The sequence below is a fragment of the Syntrophomonas sp. genome (assembly GCF_028707975.1).
Taxonomy (GTDB): domain Bacteria; phylum Bacillota; class Syntrophomonadia; order Syntrophomonadales; family Syntrophomonadaceae; genus Syntrophomonas.
Genome location: NZ_JAQVZX010000004.1, coordinates 11,334 through 29,335, shown reverse-complemented (window position 1 = coordinate 29,335; position 18,002 = coordinate 11,334). Strand labels below are relative to the sequence as shown.

Sequence of the window (18,002 nt, the reverse complement as noted above, 5' to 3'; positions counted from 1 at the left end):
TAATTATGCATACTATAAAATGTAGCAGACAGATGTTGGAGAAGGAGATGAGGGAATGGCTTTCACTCCAGGACAATGGATTCACATGGTAGGAATTGCTGGAGCAGGGATGAGTGGCATAGCCAGGGTTCTTGTGCAGCAGGGGTTTAAGGTCAGTGGTTCGGATCTGCAAGCCAACGATACTACCAGAAGGCTTAAAGAATTAGGTATCGAAATATTTAAGGGTCATTCTCCATCCAATCTTAAGGAAGGGGTGGATTTGCTGGTTATATCCTCAGCCGTACCTCAAGATAATATTGAGCTAAGGCTGGCCCGGGAAAAAAAGATTCCGGTAATAAAACGGGGAAAGATGCTGGCCCATTTGGCCAATGCCAAAAAGGCAGTGGCAGTTGCTGGAGCTCATGGAAAGACCACAACAACATCCATGTTGTATATGGTTTTGGCTAATTGCGGAACTGACCCTTCTTTTATTGTAGGGGGGGAGTTGCAGGGAAGTGAGCTGAACGCCAAAGTGGGAACAGGAGATTATTTTGTGGTTGAAGCTGATGAAAGTGATGCCTCTTTTCTTGATCTCAGACCTTATATCGCGGTAGTAACTAATGTTGAAGATGATCATCTGGATTATTACAAGTCGGTGGATAATATAAGAAAAGCTTTTCAGCAGTTTGTTGAGCAGCTTAGCCCGGAAGGCTTTGCCATGCTCTACGGAGGAGATGCTTTCAACCGTAGTTTAATTGAAGAATTGAAACTAAAAAAACGCCTATTGTTGTATGGAGAAGAGCTGTCTGACGATTATTATTTTCTGAACTGGGAGGCTCGTGGTTTAGGGTCATGCTTTGATGTTTATAACCAGGAACGGGGATATCTGGATCGCTTTGAATTGGCGGTGCCGGGAAAACATAATGCTCTGAATGCTTTAGCTGCTATAGCCAGTTCATTGGAGTTGGGACTCGAAATGGAGCCAATAAAATCAGCTTTGAAAAACTTCCACGGGGCCAGGCGCAGGTTTCAAATCCAGGGTCAGAAAGCTTTGGTTACGGTAGTAGACGACTATGCCCACCACCCCACAGAAATCCGGGCGACAATTGATGCGGCCAGAAACTTTCATTCAGGACGGGTGGTAGTGGTATATCAACCTCATCGTTATTCACGCACCCGTTTGTTGGGTCGCCAATTAGGTGAGGCCCTGGTTGATGCCGATCTGGCGATAATCACCGATGTTTATTCGGCTGGGGAAGAAAGTGTTCCTGGGGTTAGCGGGGAACTGGTTTACCATGCAGCCCGAAATGTGGGCTGCAAATCAGTGTATATCCCACAGGGAGAAGAGATTATTCCGTACTTGCTTCGAAGCAGTAAGGAGAATGATTTGATTATTACCATGGGGGCTGGTGATATATGGGAACTGGGCCTGCAATTGCTTGAGGTTCTTCCAGAGTCTGTCCTGAAGGTTTAGTTCTGGTGGAGGTGTTAGCTTGAATAGCTTGAGGCTCAGAGGTGGCAGGCGGCTAAAAGGGCAAGTCGAAATAGGTGGTTCTAAAAATGCAAGCTTACCTATTATGGCCGCCAGTTTAATGTCAATGGGTGAAGTGGTATTATCCGGGGTGCCCGATTTAGAAGATATAAATGTGATGTCCCAGGCGCTAGAAATACTTGGAGCAAAAGTAAAAAGAGAAGCTGATATATTGGTAATAGATGCCAGAACTATTGACGGCTATGAACTCCCGGAGAGTATTTCCCGGAAGATGAGAGCGTCCAATCTGGTGATGGGAGCATTGTTGGGGCGCTTTAAACGAGCCCGGGTGGCTTATCCTGGAGGTTGCGCCATAGGGGTCAGGCCGATGGATCTGCATTTAAAGGGCTTAAGGAATCTTGGTTATGAATTGACCGAAGAATATGGTTTTATGGAGGGGAGAGCCCAAGGCATCCTGGGTAAAGAAATACTACTTGATTTCCCCAGCGTGGGGGCTACGGAAAATATTATAATGGCAGCGGCTCTTACTCCTGGTATTACTACTATAAGAAATGCAGCCCGGGAGCCTGAAATCATTGATTTGCAGAATTTTCTCAATGCTATGGGGGCCAGAATCAGAGGAGCGGGACTGGATACGGTTCAAATAGAAGGGGTAGAAAGGCTTGGTGGGGTAGAGTATCGAGTAATACCTGATCGCATTGAGGCCGGGACTTTTATGGTAGCTGCAGCCATCAGCCGTGGTGAGGTATATTTGGAAAATGTGGTACTCGAACATTTACAACCATTAATTGCCAAGCTAAGGGAGATTGGGGTAGAAGTTATCCCCAAGCGCGCTGGGGTCAGAGTAATAGGAAACCATAAATACCGTCCGACAGACATTAAAACCATGCCCTATCCAGGTTTTCCTACTGATATGCAGCCCCAGATGATGGCCCTGTTTGCCTCCATTCCTGGAACTAGTATCATAGTTGAAACCATTTTCGAAAATCGCTATATGCATGTTCAGGAACTCAGGCGTATGGGAGCCGACATTAAACTTGAGGGTCGCATTGCAATTGTGAAGGGGAAAACGCTACTTGAAGGAGCTACAGTAGAGGTTACTGACCTTAGGGCTGGAGCTGCGTTGATCCTGGCTGCTTTATTTGCTAATGAAGAGACCGTAATAAGCAAGGTGGAACATATAGATCGGGGTTACGAGAAAATCCACGAGAAGCTGGGGAAATTAGGGGCAGATATACGCCGGGTGCAGGAAATGCCTGGAGATTAGAGTGAGGTGCAAGAGGCAGGGAGTAGAACTTTTGGTCGTAAATATTATTTTGCTTGTATAAATATACCGCTCCAGCGTCCTTAATAGCGACCGAAGGTCTACGTCTTTGTGCATTTAAATAAATATTTTCTTATTAACCCCCCATGGCCGGGGGCCATAAACACCAATGAAAATAGGGGTATTACAGTAGGTTATTATAGACGCTGATTCATGCAGATATATTATGATATATATCAGAAGGACCGTCCCCATGATATATTTCTTCGATTCATTCCTTTAAATAGAATAGTTACTTTTTTTACCGGGTAATAAATGATTTTATTATGGATTTCTGCTATAATCTTCACAGTAATTGTGGGGATAGGAGAAGATTATGAACAAGGCTGTCTCGCGCAAATTTTTTGGTATCTCCATATTAATTTTGCTGGTATTGGTTTCACTATACCTTTTTCTCCATAGCTCATTTTTTAACATAGAAAAAATTACCATAGCCGGGTTGAAGGTAGTGTCCGAGGATGAAGTCGTTCGCCTGTCCGGTCTCAGCAAGGGACAAAACATATTTGAAATAAATGATAAATTTGTCAGCAAAGCCATAGAAATCCACCCGGTAATAAAAAAGGCTACTTTGGTAAGGCACCTCCCGCGGCAAATTGAAATACAGGTGCAGGAACGAAAAATCTGGGCTCTGGTTCCCTACCATGATCTCTTGTTGTGCATTGATGAAGATAGTATCTGTATAGATAAGTTGCAGAATTATTCCCTTATCGACTACCCGTTAATTACTATGGACAACCTTCCTCCGCGGGTGAATCTGGGACAGGCTATCGAGCCGGAGGGGGTTGAAATGATAAAAGCCCTTTATGATGCATTATCGGTTAAGAGCAGAAAAGGCATTTCTGATTTTCATTATATAAACAAAAGCAAGGAAATAGTTTTTTACACCAAAGAAGGAACCGAAGTTAATTTTGGGGATCTGGAAAGATTAGAGGAAAAGACCAAATTTGTAGAACAGGTTTTTGAGATTGAAGCTGAGCTGGATGAGAAAGGTACTGATGTTTTGGAATATATTGACCTGCGATTTAAAGGCCAACCGGTTTTAAAAACCAGGAATGAATAGGAATAGAGGGTGGTTCTTTTGCGTAGTAAAGGCGCTCAAATTTCTATAGCTATTGTCTGTCTGGTATTGGGTGTAATGTTGGCTATTCAATTCAAGACTACGGAGAGTTATCAGGCCAACCTGGTTCCGGCCAGGGTTGAGGATTTGGCGCAACAGGTGCAGAGTGTGAGCGAAGAAAGAGATGCTCTGGTAGAGGAAGTACTATCTTTGCGTGAAAAGCTCAAAAATGTACGGGAAACTGACCAGGCTATGGCCGACCTGCAGGCTGATTTGCAGGATGCTAATATGAGTGCGGGTTTTATAGAAGTAGAAGGACCTGGTGTCATAATAACGGTCAACGATAATCCCCGCGAGATTCCACCTGGTGACAATCCTAATTTCTCATTGGTTCATGATTCAGATCTCTTGATGTTGGTTAATGAATTAAAGACCTCGGGGGCGGAAGCCATTTCCATCAATGGTGAACGGATTACGGCAAAATCAGAAATTAGGTGTGCAGGCACTTTGATTCTGGTCAACTGGAATAGGATCGGTCCACCTTTTGTAATTAAGGCTATAGGTAATCCGGACATGTTGGAAAGTGGAATGTTGATTAAAAACGGTTATATGGAATCCCTGAAGGTGCTGGGAATACAAGCTACTATTGAAAAGGTGGAGAAGGTTACAATTCCTGCTTATAGCGGAAGTGTAAAATTTGCCTTTGCTAAACCGGTTAAATACGAGGAAAAGGCGGAATAATTATGTGGCTGCTGGTACTCTTTTGTCTATTGATAGGCTTGCTAATTGGTATGCAGGTGCCGGTTTTTCTGAGCGTGGTCTATGCCAAGTATATGTCAATTGCAGTGATTGCAGCCCTGGACGCTGTTTTTGGTGGGATTCGGGCTTATATGGAAGATAATTTCGATACCACCATTTTTGTTAGTGGTTTTGTTGTCAATACTCTCCTGGCAGCAGGGATGGCTTATTTGGGAGATAGGTTGGGGGTTCAGCTTTATCTGGCGGCAGTGGTGGTTTTTGGCGTTCGCATATTCCAGAATTTAGGAATAATTCGTCGATATCTTTTGAAAAAATATTGAATAAAAACCGGGGTGCAAAAAAGGAAAAAACCGTATCTTTGGCGTACTAAGAAAGAAGGAATCTTTCTAAGGGGTGCTTGGCATTAATAGAAACATAGTGGTGGCTCTGGATGTCGGAACCAGCTTTATTAAAGCAGCGATGGCCGAATTTAGCCTGGATCAGGAAATAAATATCCTGGGGGTTTCCCAGGTGCCGTCTTTGGGTTTGCGCAAGGGCAATATTGTTGATATCGAAAGTACAGCCCGGTCTATTGATAGTTGCCTTAATGATTTGGAAAGGTTGACCGGGGTTGATATAGCCAGTACTCTTCTGGGGTTTTCCGGGAGCAGTGTCTATGCTATTAATAATCATGCGGTAGTGGCGGTGGGTAACCCCAGTTATGAGATTACTCAGGATGATAGACAAAGAGTACTGCAATCTGCCTGTAATATCGCTTTGCCACCTGATAAGACCATTGTACAGGCAGTGGAGAGACAGTATATAGTAGATGGCTATGATGGAGTGAAAGACCCGATAGGAATGGTTGGCAGCAGACTAGAACTGGAGACAACCATAATTGTTGCTGCTACGGCAGCTATTCAGAATATGCACCGGAGTATGCAGCGTATTAATTTACAGCTGGAAAAAATAGTATATAACCCTTTGCTGGTGGCGGAGGCTGTTCTCTTGCCTACAGAAAAAGAAATGGGTGTGGTACTGGTGGATTTCGGAGGGGGTACTACCGAGATTAGCTTTTTTGAGGCGGGTAGTCTCCTCTATACTTCGGTGTTGCCGGTTGGGGGCGAGTATATTACCCGGGATTTGGCCATTGTGTTAAGAACCTCGTTGGAAGAGGCCACCAAAATTAAAGAAAGAAATGCGGTGGCAATGCCTCAGATAGCCAGGAACGATGTTATGATAAATGTGAAAAATGTTCAAGGCAAAGAAACCCGGCAGGTGTCGCAAGAGGTGGTAGCTGAGATTATATCAGCCCGGGTTATGGAAATTGTGGAAATGATCTATGCGGAGCTAAAACAATTCGGCTGTTTGGATCGGATCCCGGGAGGGATCGTAGTAACGGGGGGAGAGGCTGAACTAAGCGGCCTGGTAACTACCATAGAGGATTATGGCAATATTCCCACGCGCTTGGGAATCCCCGAGAACTTAAGAGGAATTCCGGTTGATTTCAATCGCCCCCAGAATGCGGTAATTCTTGGGGGATTGATTTATTCATCCCGGTATTTAAATATTAATTGTGATAACAAGCACGGTTTAGCAGCTCTTTTCGACCAGCTTAGCAGGTGGTTTAAAGAATTATTCAGGTAAAGGTGGAGGAGGTTTTTAAATGCCATTGGATTTTGATGTAGAGATGCAGCAGTTCGCCAAGATCAAGGTAATAGGTGCTGGTGGTGGGGGAAATAATGCAATCAACCGGATGATAGAGGCGGGGCTCAAAGGAGTGGAGTTCATTGCTGTAAACACCGATGCTCAGGCCTTGTTTCTTTCCCGGGCGGAAAAGAAAATTCAGGTGGGGGAGAAGCTCACCAAGGGACTGGGGGCTGGTGCCGATCCGGAAGTGGGAATGAAAGCCACCGAGGAAACTGCTGATGAGATAAAAAAAGCTTTGCAGGGTTCGGATATGGTTTTTGTAACTGCCGGTATGGGTGGAGGAACTGGAACTGGTGGGGCTCCGATAATTGCTAAAATTGCCAAAGACCTTGGGGCTCTAACGGTTGGAGTGGTTACCAAACCATTTACTTTTGAAGGGCGCAAAAGAAACTCTCAAGCTGAGCGGGGAATTGAGGCTTTGCGGGAAGCAGTGGATAGTCTCATAACTATTCCTAATGACCGGCTGCTGCAAGTGGTGGATAAACATACCGGATTTAATGATGCTTTTAGAATAGCGGATGATATACTGCGGCAGGGAGTTCAGGGAATATCAGACCTTATTGCTGTGCCGGGAGTGATTAATTGTGATTTCGCCGATGTACAGACGGTGATGCAGAATACCGGTTCTGCTCTGATGGGGATTGGGAAGGCCAAGGGGGAAAATAGGGCGTCAGAAGCAGCGCGTGAAGCTATTTCCAGCCCCTTGCTGGAAACTTCGATTGAAGGGGCCAAGGGCGTATTGTTTAATATCAGTGGTGGTACTGATCTAACCCTTTTTGAAATAAATGAGGCGGCGGAGATAATTCACCAGGCAGCAGATGTAGAAGCTAATATAATCTTTGGTGCCAATATTGACGAAAAGCTTGAAGATGAAGTGCGAGTTACCGTGATAGCAACGGGTTTCAATGTTCCCCGGTCCCAGGGTGGCAGCGATTCTACTAAATTGAGGGGGTTGGATTCACCTCCTAGTTTTCTAGATAAGAATGACCTGGAAATCCCACCTTTCTTAAGGCGTAAGTAAAGTCTCTCCTCTAAATTAAATAGACGATTTTTATGAAACCGGGAATAATATCCCGGTTTTTTACTATTTATAAAGTATTAAAACTATCTCATTGTATTGAATTGCAACATAATGCCCCAGGTCGCTCTTGTTATAATATGGTAGGCATTTATTATTATGGCAGGAATATAAATTGAATGGCGTAAATATTAAGAACTCATGGGACATTGCGACCAAGTTTCGTCTTATCTCGGCGCGTATTATATCCCCTGCCCCTTATCCAAAAGATATGGAGGGGTAATTAATGGCTATTCCCGAGGTTTATGCAGATCTTAGTTTTGCAATAAACTTTATAATGGATTTTTGTATACTATGGGCTACAGTTAGATTGATTGGCAGCCAGGTGGTATATAAGCGTATCGTTTTTGCTTCTTTTCTTGGGGGAATATATGCTCTGGCCTATATAATTCCCGGGATGGAATGCTGGTTCTCTTTACCTTTCAAGATTCTATTCTCCTGCCTCATGATCATTATCGCCTTATACCCGCAAAACTGGGCTGAATTTAGCAAGGCCTTCCTATATTTTTACGGCATAAACTTTATCGTGGCTGGAGCTACCATTGCTATTTCATATTTATTTGCGAGTAAGCAATCGGGCACAAATTTTTCCTGCTTATGGCTGCTGGGGGGAGTATTATCAGCCCTTACTATCGGATTATTTGGACAAAAGTATCTACTAAAACAAGTTCTTCCCGCCCTACTTCATTTTGATGTTGAATTAAGATTTAATGATTTTCATTGCCAGGGTAAAGGTTTTTTGGACACTGGCAACAATCTTCGCGATCCTATCACCAATCGTCCGGTGATAGTGGCAGAATACCAGTTGCTAAAGAACTGCTTACCTGAGGATCTACGAGAAGTGCTGGAGATTAAGCAGGATGAAAATACTATCTTGGATGCTCTTGGCGATTGTAGCTGGGCAAACCGCTTGCGCTTGATCCCCTTTTCCTCCATAGGCAAAAGAAATGGCATCCTGCTGGGAGTACGCGCGGATGAGATAGTTGTTAATAATGGCAGCAAAGACGTTTTCCACCAGAATATGGTGGTGGGAATCTACCGGGAAAAACTTAGCTCCCAGGGGGAGTACCAGTTTTTGATCCCTGCCGAAATAATTGAGAATGTTTAGAAGAATGCAAGGGTGACTCTACTGCAAAAACCCCTTTTTGTTGCATAAGGGTTGCATAAATATATAAAGCGAGCGTTGGCGAAGGTGAAAGCGGGCGGTCGAAGACCGCCCTTACAATGCCTTGCAGTCGCTATTAAGGTTGTTGCGCCTGATTCGGAACGACACGGGGGTCGTTCCCTACATAGCCTGCGATCGCTATTATGGGCGCTGAGCGGTATATTTATGCACGCTAATGCATATTTAAAACCTTTTGCAGCAACATCAAGGGTACCTACGCTGCCCAAGGAAAATAGTTTACCCAACCAAATAATTAAGAATGCTTAGGAGGATGGAAAGATGGATATTTTGGAAAGACTAAGGAGTTGGCGCTTGTTTCTTATCAAGGTATACCTTAAGAAAAAATTACCCCAATTTATTCATTATATTGGTTCAACAGAAGTTCTTCCAGCACCGCTGCGTGAACAAGAAGAAATGGCCTTGATTTCCCAGCTTGATCAGGGAATTATGTCCGTAAAGGCAACACTGATTGAGCATAATCTGAGGCTGGTGGTGTATATTGCCAAGAAATTTGAGAATACAGGTATAAACATTGAGGATCTGGTTTCCATTGGTACTATTGGACTTATTAAGGCGGTTAATACTTTCCAACCCAAAAAAAATTTTAAACTGGCAACCTATGCCTCGCGTTGTATTGAAAATGAAATACTGATGTATCTTCGTCGGAACATAAAGAATCGAGTGGAAATATCCCTGGATGAACCTTTAAATGTGGACTGGGATGGTAATGAACTTTTACTTTCTGATGTGCTGGGTACTGAAAACGATATGATTTATAAACAAATTGAGGGCGAAGTGGAAAAAAGTCTTTTGTGGAAAGCTATGCACAAATTAAATAACCGGGAAAAGACTATTATTCAGCTTCGTTTCGGATTAGCAGACGGAGACGAAAAGACGCAGAAGGAAGTAGCCGATATCCTGGGGATTTCTCAGTCCTATATTTCTCGCCTGGAAAAACGGATATTGAAAAGGCTGCAAAGGGAAATTCGCAAAATCGAATAAAATATAATCTTAGTCAAGATAGATTCCGGCATAGGATGTTGAGCCTAAGGCCAGGACTCCGTCTACTTGCCAGTCAAGTTTGTAGTAGCCTGAACTGTTGTACTGATAGGCAGTGCCCAGCACGGTGAGAAGGGATTTATCCCGATAAACCGGATGCATTTTAAAAGAACAGTTCCAGAAATCGGATGTTTTATGATAAAATAAACATAAAAGAGGTGGTGACTGGCTTGCCCGAGAGACTGGATCCCAAAGTAGACGTGGTCTTTAAACGGGTCTTTGGTTCCGAAGAAAACAAAAGCATACTGATAAGCTTACTAAATGCTGTATTGGGTTGGACCGAAAAACAACAGATTGCAGCAGTGAAAATATTAAATCCTTACCTGGAACAGGAGTACATTGACGATAGCTACGGTATACTTGACATAAAGGTTCAATTGGGTAGCGGGGAACTGGTGGACATAGAAATGCAGATTGGTGACCGGGCTAATATGGAAAGGCGCAGCACCTTTTATATATGCCGAATATTCGGAGACCAGAAAATCACCCGAGGGAGATATCAGGATCTCAAAAGAGCCATAGGTATAAACATACTGGACTTTATCCGTATCAAAGATAGTCAACGCTACCATAGTAGTTTCAGGCTGCGGGAGCGCGATGAAAATATAGATTTGACCGATGCTATAGAGATACACTTCATCGAATTGCCCAAATTGAATGAAGAAATGGCAAGTTATGATAACCCGCTGGATCGGTGGGTAATGTTTTTGAAAGGGTGGGATGACATGGAACTGCTGGAGAGATTGTCGGAAGAAGACCCGGCCATAGCACAGGCCAGGATAGCTCTGGAAAAAATGGCATCTGATCCCCGAGCCAAAGAAATCTATGAACAAAGATTAAAAGCCATCATGGACAGAAATTCCGATCTCTATGAAGCTGAACTGAAAGGTAAGAGAGAAGGCAAGAGAGAAGGCAAGAGAGAAGGCAAGAGAGAAGGCAAGAGAGAAGGCAAGAGAGAAGGCAAGAATGAGACAGCCCGCGCTGCTTTGTTGGAAGGACTGGAGCCGCCCATTGTTGCCAAAATCACAGGCCTGCCACTGGATACTATACAGAAGCTGAAAGCCAAACTATAACGAGGTGAAATATGTCCCCCGCTAAGCGATCGGGTTCCTATTAACAAAACAGGCGGCAGGTTCTAATCCCCCGCCTCGTTGCAGCGGTGTGTTGAAACTGCTCCGCAGTTTCTTCCGATGCTTAAAGCTAGGAAGGGGTAACGGGGAAAATACCTGGATTACTGCCTCTTCCAACATTTTGTAGATCTATCCTCCATATTTTTGGTAGAGCCGGACGCCCGGAGAGCGAGCGACCGGCTTACTTGCGTTTGAAACTTATACTGTAACCGATAACGGGTATACCACCGCCATTAGTGGTGCGCAAAAACTCGCCCCCTTTCGCCTGCTCGCCTTCGCCGGTGCAACCTAAATAGTGACATCCGAAGAGATAACATCAGGAGTGCCCGCAACCTTAATAGCGACCACAGGGAGCACTAGACGTACCCGAAGGGTGAAGGGTGCTGCATCCATGCTTCGCCCACGCCCGCTTTGTATATTTATGCAACCCGTATGCAATAAAAGGGGTTTTGCAGTGGAGTCAATAAAACATAATAATCCTTTCCCCAGCTTATTTTCTTAAATAGATCAGCTTTAAATTCTGTTAACTAGAATAATATTGCCCAGCCGGGTAAATAATTCTATTAAAGATATGATGCAAGCCAAAGCTTTTCTTCTTAATATCCAGATAAGTAGATAGTTTTTGCGAGCATAAAGATATAAGAAAAAGGGGAAGGGGTGCATTTTGATCAACAAGGTTGAAATCTGTGGTGTAAATACATCCAAGCTCCCGGTTCTGAAAAATGAAGAGATGAAGATACTCTTTACGGAAATGCATCAGGGTGAGGTCCAGGCCAGAGAAAAATTAATTCAGGGTAACCTTAGATTGGTTTTAAGTGTAATTCAAAGGTTCACTAATAGAGGCGAGTATGTCGATGATCTTTTTCAAGTTGGCTGCATAGGTTTAATTAAATCAATAGATAATTTCGACTTAAGCCAGAATGTACGCTTCTCTACCTACGCGGTACCGATGATTATCGGAGAAATAAGACGCTATCTGCGGGACAATAACGCAGTCAGGGTGTCTAGGTCATTGCGGGATATTGCCTATAAGGCTTTGCAGGTAAGAGAAAAACTGATAAATGACAACTCAGCCGAGCCTACGGTAAGCCAGATAGCACAACATCTTGATGTTAGCCGGGAAGAAGTAGTGTTTGCTTTGGATGCAATCCAAGAACCGGTATCCCTATTCGAACCAATATACAATGATGGTGGTGACCCCATTTTGGTAATGGATCAACTCAGTGATGAACGGAATGGGGACGAGCAATGGCTGGAAGAAATATCTATCAAAGAAGCTATGAAGAAGTTGAATGATAGGGAAAAACATATAGTGTCATTGCGATTCTTTGCTGGTAAGACCCAAATGGAGGTAGCGGAAGAAATCGGTATCTCACAGGCTCAGGTTTCCCGCCTGGAAAAAGCAGCATTAAAACAGTTGCGAAAATATGTATAAGGAGGATAAAGGCTATGAGAAGCAAGATACTGGTGATTTTCCTGGTAGCTATGATTTTGTCACTCTTGGTGCCCATCGCAGGCTGGTATTATGATGTCGAACAAGCCTTCACTCCGAACAATCTTATTCGCATAAATGTGGTGTCACGCTAGTATTTGTTTAAAGCTTGCTCACCCTGAACATAAAGCCGGCCTTTTGACAGTATCAGCAGATAAAGCAGATTATTTGAAGAGTCCTGCACAGCAGGGCTTTTTCTATGATAGAATGAAGTTGCTATGATATATGCTTACAATAGCTAGAAGGGGACAGTTGAGATGGAATCTCTTACCGGGGTAAGGTTGGTATGGGAAGGTAAAGAGAATGAGATTATAAAAAGGCCGCTTGAATATTGCAGCAGGGTAGAAGTGGTTTATCCTCATCCTTTGTTTCAGAGCAATAATTTGTTTGGTGAAAGGCTGGATATTCCGCCACAGTTGGATCCAGCTTCATTGAATCACATGTACCGGGGGGATAATCTGGCAATACTTGATCTCTTGCTGCAGCAAGGCTTTGCGGGGAAAATAGACCTCATATACATAGACCCGCCTTATCTGAGCAATAGCAACTATAATTCCCGGATAAGCATAGAGCTTCAGGGCCAGAAACAGGTGATAGAAAGATTGGCCTTTAAAGATCGGGATGAGGATTTAGTTTCCTACCTGCAGCAGATTTACCAGCGATTGAAGCTTATGAAAATGTTGCTCTCGGAGCAGGGGAGCATTTTTGTCCACCTGGATTGGCACAGCAGTCATTATGTCAAAATATTGCTGGACGAAATATTCTTAAGCGATAATTTTGTTAATGAGATTGTCTGGTGTTATGGGGGAGGAAGTGGAACGAGGAGGCATTTTCATCGTAAGCATGACCTGATTCTCTGGTATAGCAAGGGAAAAGATTATACTTTTAATCCCCAGTACCGGCCTTATACTGAAGGAACCTTACAAAGAGGACTTACCAGGGTTAAGGGCAAGAAATATAAATTGCATAAGGAAGGGGCGCTTTTGCAGGATTGGTGGGTAGATATAAATAAGATACTGAGTCCTACTGCTCGAGAGAATTTGAAGTTTCCTACCCAAAAACCGTTAGCTTTATTAAAGAGAATAATAGCTTCCGCTTCTAATCCGGGGGATTTAGTTGCCGATTTTTATGCTGGCTCCGGAACTACGGCTGAAGCCTGTGAAGAAATGAACAGATCTTGGATTTGCTGTGATAGCAGTAAATTAGCCATACAAAGCAGCCGCTATCGTTTGCATAGAAAAAAAGCTCGTCCCTTCCAGATAACAGAATTAATCGTTGAAGGTAGTGATGAAGGCAATGAAGGGCAAGAACAAGGAGAATTGGAGTTAATAGTACCAGAAGTTTGTTCTTATGATGAGAAGCAGGCTATGGTGAAATTAGGGATTTCTCGCTATGATTCTCCTTGTTTTCCTCTTGAGAATCGGAATTTTGTTTCATACCTTGATTTTTGGGAACTGGATTGGGATTATGATGGCTGTTTTTCTTCGCAATTACAAGTTATAAGAAAAAAGCCTGACTATAATCTCCCTTTGCCGCTGCAGTTAAGTATTCTATTACCTGAACAAGAGGAGTACCGTATGGCCATAAAAAGCTATGATATCTTTGGTAATTCGATAATAAAAAGCTTTACATCCCCAGGATGCAAATAAGGGGACGGCTTTCGTTAACCATCCCCGTATTTGCTAGATTCTTATGCGATTCTGCTTTAATAAATGCCAAATATCGCTTTCCTTGTAATCCCCTACCGGAAGCCAGGTTTCTGCAAAGACTTCCTCATCATTTAGTTCTTCCTTCCGCATTAAGGTTTTTCCAGATCTGTTTTCTGGATTCTTATAGCTCCCAATTTTAATCATCATAATTCTGACGGCCCTGAATGCTTTTGGCCAGATTATGGCCCAGCATATAGACTCCAGCGATAGAGACAGCATGCAATGCCCACCAACCGGGCTCCATAAAACTAAAGGTTCCTGGATCGACTTTGTCCTGGTGCATAAGCTTCTTGGCAAATGAATTTCTTCTATCCATTAGATCAGCCAACATGAATAAAACCTCCCTAAAATTATTAACCTCCATTGCTATTTTTCCCGCTAAAGAAAGCTTCTAAGAAAGTAAATAATCCCACAGTCGCCAGCTTAAAAAACTATTATTTTTGAACTCACTATAAAAAAAATAATGTCACTGCAAAAAGTAATAAATATGCATTAGTGTGCATAAATATACCGCTCAACAACCATAATAGCGATCGCAGGGTATTTAGGGGACGACCCCCGTGTCGTTCCGAATCAAGCGCAACAACCTTAATAGCGACTGCAAGGCATTGTAAGGGCGGTCTTCGACCGCCCGCTTTCACTTTCGCCAACGCTCGTTTTGTATATTCATGCAACCCTTATGCAACAAAAAGGGTTTTTTGCAGTGGAGTCAATATTAATATACTTTGCGCATTCATTAAGAGACTCAGCCAGGATATACTCTTGCCAAGATTAGATTTTTATGTTATCAATGGCTTTAGGATTTTTCCCATAGCTGTTGTCTGACAGATATGCAAAAATTAGAGGGTAAATTATGATAAGAACAGAAAAAGCAGCATTATGCTTTCTCCATGTCATTAAAGGGATAGGTAGCAAAAGCCTTTGGAAAATTAAAGATAGTTTTGGTAGCTTTGAGAATTGTTTAAAATCTGATTCCTCTGCTCTCTATGCTGCACTGAAACCGGAAATTGCGCAGGCTATTATTTCCCGACGCCAGCAAAGTAGTATATTCTTTTATTTAGAGCAGCTTGAAGATAAGGGAATCAATCTGGTGAGCTTTGAGGAGCCGGATTATCCACCAATGCTAAGAAATATCTACAGTCCTCCGTTTATGCTCTATTTTCGGGGTTATATGGAAAGTCTGGAAGAACTCTGTCTGGCTGTTGTTGGCTCCCGGGCAGCCAGCGATTATGGCAGGACTACGGCTAGAAAACTGGGCAATAACCTGGCTTCCCGGGGAATAAGCGTGGTAAGTGGCATGGCCCGGGGTATTGATGCGGAAGCACATCGTGGGGCCCTTGATGCAGGCGGCAGAACTGTTGCAGTATTGGGGAGCGGTCTTAATGTTATTTATCCACGGAGTAATACGCGACTATACCATGAAATAATTGAGCATGGAGTAGTAATCAGTGAGTTTCCTCTGGACACCAACCCTGATGCGAGGAATTTTCCCATGCGTAACCGCATAATATCCGGTATTAGCCGGGGGGTGGTTGTGGTCGAAGCACGGGCCAGAAGCGGGGCTTTGATTACAGCAGATTTTGCCCTGGAGCAGGGAAGGGATGTCTTTGCTGTTCCCGGGCCGATCAATCGGGAAAGCAGTTTGGGGGCTAATAATCTAATCAAACAAGGAGCTAAATTAATAACGGGGGTTGAAGATATTATCGAGGAGTATTATGATATCACAATACCAGAAAGTGAGTGCCCGGTGCAGGAGCAATTACTATTTCTGGACGAACAGGAAAGAGTGCTTATTAATTGCCTGGCTGAAAATTCCTTGCTTTTTGATGATATAATAGCCAGTACCGGTTTCACCATAGGGCAACTCAGCAGTCTTTTGTTGAAGTTGGAATTGGCAGGCATAGTAAAGTCTTTGCCGGGCAATTACTATGGTAAAGTGTGAAACTCTTAGGATAAAACAATAGAAGTCAAACGGAGAGGTGATTATTTTTGGCAGGAACTACATTGCTCATTGTGGAATCGGCGGCCAAAGCCAGAACCCTGGGAAAATTTTTGGGCAAGGGCTATAAAATAAAAGCATCGGTTGGACATGTGCGTGACCTACCCAAGAGTAAATTGGGAGTCGATGTGGAGAACAATTTTGAACCCCAGTATATTACTATCCGTGGCAAAGGGGATATCCTAAAGGATATTAAGGACGAATCCCAGAAAGCCAGCCGGGTTTTACTGGCAACGGACCCTGACCGTGAAGGTGAAGCTATAGCCTGGCACCTGCAGAATGCCATGAAAATCCCGCCGGAGGAAAATTGCCGGATAGAATTCAATGAGATTACCCGCGAAGCTGTAAAAAAGGCCATTAAGAATTCGCGGCCGGTGGATTTGAGCCGGGTGAATGCTCAGCAGGCCCGCCGGGTTCTTGACCGCCTGGTAGGCTACAACCTGAGCCCTTTGCTCTGGAGTAAAATTCGCAAGGGCCTGAGCGCAGGTCGAGTACAATCAGTGGCTTTAAAACTAATTTGTGACCGGGAAGAGGAAATTAGGAACTTTATCCCTCAGGAATATTGGACCATAGAAGCTATTTTTGCTGCCAAGGCCAAGAGTTGCTTTACTGCTCGTCTGGCTAGCTACCAGGGGAAGAAAATCGAAATTAGCAGCGAAAAAGAGGCTAAGCTGATAAGAGAATACCTTGAAGAGGCAAGTTTTTCAGTGCTCAAGGTGGTGAGAAAGGAAAAACGCAAGAATCCTAATCCTCCTTTCATTACCAGCACTTTACAGCAGGAAGCTTCCCGGAGACTAAATTTCTTCTCCAATCGAACCATGCGGGTAGCCCAGGAATTGTATGAAGGTTTGGAAATCGGGAAAGAGGGAACGGTAGGGTTAATTACCTATCTAAGAACTGATTCTACCCGGGTGGCCAGCTCGGCGCAAATGGAAGCCCTGGACTTTATTCGCTCCAAGTTTGGCGCGGAATATGCTCCGGCCAGCCCCAACGAATATAAGAGCAGGAAATCAGCCCAGGATGCCCATGAAGCTATTCGTCCTACGTCTGTTCAGCGGACTCCGGAAAGTGTAAAAGCTTTTTTAAGCCGGGATCAGTATCGCCTGTATCAATTGATATGGAATCGCTTTGTTTCCAGCCAGATGACCCCTGCTGTCTATGACACCTTGACGGTAGACATCCAGGCAGGAGATTATGGTTTTAGAGCCAGTTCATCTCAGCTGAAATTCATTGGCTACAAGAAGGTCTACAGCGAAAATGAGGAAGAAGAGCAGAAGAACAGCATCCCGCAGCTCAAAAAGGGAGATCAGGTATTGTTGCACGAGCTAAAGCCAGAGCAGCATTTCACTCAGCCTCCACCCCGTTATAGTGAGGCTAGTCTGATTAAATTACTGGAAGAAAAAAACGTTGGCCGTCCCAGTACTTATGCTCCCACTATCGATACCCTTTTAAAGCGCAACTATGTGGAAAGGCAGAACAAGCAGTTTATCCCCACTGAACTGGGCTTTATTGTAGTGGATTTACTAAAGGAGCATTTTGCCAACATTCTGGATTTGGAATTCACCGCCCGGATGGAGGGTGAACTGGATCTGGTAGAGGAAGGAAAACTGGAATGGAAAAAGGTGGTAAGAGATTTTTACGAACCCTTTCACGCCGACCTGGAGAAGGCCCGGGAATTGGCCCAAAAGATTGAGATTAAGGATGAAGAGGCCGGAAAGGAATGTCCGCAGTGTGGGCGACCAATGCTTATAAAACACGGACGTTTTGGTAAATTCATGGCATGTTCGGGTTTTCCTGAATGCCGCCATACTCAATCAATAAACCAGGAACTGGGGCTGGAATGCCATCTTTGCCAGGGTTCTATTGTAGCTTTAAAAAGTAAAAAAGGCCGGACATTTTATGGTTGCAGCAATTATCCCCAGTGTAGTTTTCGCTCCTGGGATAAACCAACGGGGAAAACCTGTCCCCACTGTGGAGATGCGATAGTTGAGAAGGTCAATAAAAAGAAAGAAAGCACACAGATTTGTCAGAATCCTGAGTGTAGGAAGAAAGCGGAAATGGAGGACTGAT

General features: G+C 43.8%; 16 protein-coding genes. 15 read left to right on the top strand and 1 reads right to left on the bottom strand.

Annotated features, from left to right (window positions below; genetic code table 11):
• Positions 1-55: 55 nt before the first annotated feature.
• The 13 genes from murC (at position 56) to PHP87_RS01110 (ending at position 13,873) form a co-directional block, all read left to right on the top strand.
• The gene (gene murC / locus PHP87_RS01170) at positions 56-1,453 is read left to right on the top strand and encodes a UDP-N-acetylmuramate--L-alanine ligase (RefSeq protein ID WP_299917490.1); all 1,398 of its coding nucleotides are present in this window, start codon (positions 56-58) and stop codon (positions 1,451-1,453) included.
• Positions 1,454-1,472: 19 nt separating this feature from the next.
• Positions 1,473-2,738, top strand: a complete 1,266-nt coding sequence (murA, locus tag PHP87_RS01165; protein ID WP_299917488.1) for a UDP-N-acetylglucosamine 1-carboxyvinyltransferase — start codon at positions 1,473-1,475, stop codon at positions 2,736-2,738.
• A gap of 373 nt (positions 2,739-3,111) precedes the next feature.
• Positions 3,112-3,855 carry an FtsQ-type POTRA domain-containing protein gene (locus PHP87_RS01160; protein WP_299917485.1) on the top strand — a complete coding sequence of 248 codons (744 nt, stop codon included), beginning with the start codon at positions 3,112-3,114 and terminating at the stop codon, positions 3,853-3,855.
• An 18-nt stretch (positions 3,856-3,873) separates the two neighbouring features.
• Positions 3,874-4,593: a DUF881 domain-containing protein gene (locus tag PHP87_RS01155; protein ID WP_299917483.1), complete on the top strand. Its 720-nt coding sequence runs from the start codon at positions 3,874-3,876 to the stop codon at positions 4,591-4,593.
• Between the two features lie 2 nt (positions 4,594-4,595).
• Positions 4,596-4,931 (top strand): small basic family protein, encoded by a 336-nt coding sequence (locus PHP87_RS01150; RefSeq protein ID WP_299917481.1) that lies wholly within the window; start codon positions 4,596-4,598, stop codon positions 4,929-4,931.
• 73 nt (positions 4,932-5,004) lie between these two features.
• Positions 5,005-6,237: a cell division protein FtsA gene (gene ftsA / locus PHP87_RS01145; protein WP_299917479.1), complete on the top strand. Its 1,233-nt coding sequence runs from the start codon at positions 5,005-5,007 to the stop codon at positions 6,235-6,237.
• 19 nt (positions 6,238-6,256) lie between these two features.
• Positions 6,257-7,321: a cell division protein FtsZ gene (gene ftsZ / locus PHP87_RS01140; protein ID WP_299917476.1), complete on the top strand. Its 1,065-nt coding sequence runs from the start codon at positions 6,257-6,259 to the stop codon at positions 7,319-7,321.
• A gap of 283 nt (positions 7,322-7,604) precedes the next feature.
• The gene (spoIIGA, locus tag PHP87_RS01135; protein ID WP_299917473.1) at positions 7,605-8,486 is read left to right on the top strand and encodes a sigma-E processing peptidase SpoIIGA; all 882 of its coding nucleotides are present in this window, start codon (positions 7,605-7,607) and stop codon (positions 8,484-8,486) included.
• A gap of 336 nt (positions 8,487-8,822) precedes the next feature.
• On the top strand, positions 8,823-9,545 hold the full coding sequence (sigE, locus tag PHP87_RS01130) for an RNA polymerase sporulation sigma factor SigE (RefSeq protein ID WP_299917470.1): 723 nt from the start codon (positions 8,823-8,825) through the stop codon (positions 9,543-9,545).
• A 227-nt stretch (positions 9,546-9,772) separates the two neighbouring features.
• A complete protein-coding gene (locus PHP87_RS01125; protein WP_299917467.1) occupies positions 9,773-10,675 on the top strand; it encodes an Rpn family recombination-promoting nuclease/putative transposase in 903 nt (300 codons plus the stop codon).
• Positions 10,676-11,393: 718 nt separating this feature from the next.
• Positions 11,394-12,167, top strand: a complete 774-nt coding sequence (gene sigG, locus PHP87_RS01120; protein ID WP_299917555.1) for an RNA polymerase sporulation sigma factor SigG — start codon at positions 11,394-11,396, stop codon at positions 12,165-12,167.
• Between the two features lie 14 nt (positions 12,168-12,181).
• A complete protein-coding gene (locus PHP87_RS01115; RefSeq protein WP_299917465.1) occupies positions 12,182-12,319 on the top strand; it encodes a hypothetical protein in 138 nt (45 codons plus the stop codon).
• 162 nt (positions 12,320-12,481) lie between these two features.
• Positions 12,482-13,873, top strand: a complete 1,392-nt coding sequence (locus PHP87_RS01110) for a site-specific DNA-methyltransferase (protein WP_299917462.1) — start codon at positions 12,482-12,484, stop codon at positions 13,871-13,873.
• Positions 13,874-14,069: 196 nt separating this feature from the next.
• On the opposite strand, the gene PHP87_RS01105 is transcribed toward PHP87_RS01110, so the two are convergent.
• Positions 14,070-14,264 carry a hypothetical protein gene (locus PHP87_RS01105; RefSeq protein ID WP_299917459.1) on the bottom strand — a complete coding sequence of 65 codons (195 nt, stop codon included), beginning with the start codon at positions 14,262-14,264 and terminating at the stop codon, positions 14,070-14,072.
• 522 nt (positions 14,265-14,786) lie between these two features.
• On the opposite strand from PHP87_RS01105, the gene dprA reads away from it, so the two are divergent.
• Complete coding sequence (dprA, locus tag PHP87_RS01100; protein WP_299917455.1) at positions 14,787-15,875, top strand: DNA-processing protein DprA; 1,089 nt, start codon at positions 14,787-14,789, stop codon at positions 15,873-15,875.
• A gap of 47 nt (positions 15,876-15,922) precedes the next feature.
• Complete coding sequence (gene topA, locus PHP87_RS01095; protein WP_299917452.1) at positions 15,923-18,001, top strand: type I DNA topoisomerase; 2,079 nt, start codon at positions 15,923-15,925, stop codon at positions 17,999-18,001.
• The last annotated feature ends 1 nt before the right edge of the window (position 18,002 follow it).

Bases quoted from the DNA above. Each gene is read 5' to 3' on its own strand.
- spoIIGA (WP_299917473.1), top strand. From the start codon at position 7,605: ATGGCTATTCCCGAGGTTTATGCAGATCTTAGTTTTGCAATAAACTTT.
- PHP87_RS01105 (WP_299917459.1), bottom strand. From the start codon at position 14,264: ATGTTGGCTGATCTAATGGATAGAAGAAATTCATTTGCCAAGAAGCTT.
- PHP87_RS01150 (WP_299917481.1), top strand. From the start codon at position 4,596: ATGTGGCTGCTGGTACTCTTTTGTCTATTGATAGGCTTGCTAATTGGT.
- dprA (WP_299917455.1), top strand. From the start codon at position 14,787: ATGATAAGAACAGAAAAAGCAGCATTATGCTTTCTCCATGTCATTAAA.
- PHP87_RS01115 (WP_299917465.1), top strand. From the start codon at position 12,182: ATGAGAAGCAAGATACTGGTGATTTTCCTGGTAGCTATGATTTTGTCA.
- murC (WP_299917490.1), top strand. From the start codon at position 56: ATGGCTTTCACTCCAGGACAATGGATTCACATGGTAGGAATTGCTGGA.
- ftsZ (WP_299917476.1), top strand. From the start codon at position 6,257: ATGCCATTGGATTTTGATGTAGAGATGCAGCAGTTCGCCAAGATCAAG.
- PHP87_RS01110 (WP_299917462.1), top strand. From the start codon at position 12,482: ATGGAATCTCTTACCGGGGTAAGGTTGGTATGGGAAGGTAAAGAGAAT.
- sigE (WP_299917470.1), top strand. From the start codon at position 8,823: ATGGATATTTTGGAAAGACTAAGGAGTTGGCGCTTGTTTCTTATCAAG.
- PHP87_RS01160 (WP_299917485.1), top strand. From the start codon at position 3,112: ATGAACAAGGCTGTCTCGCGCAAATTTTTTGGTATCTCCATATTAATT.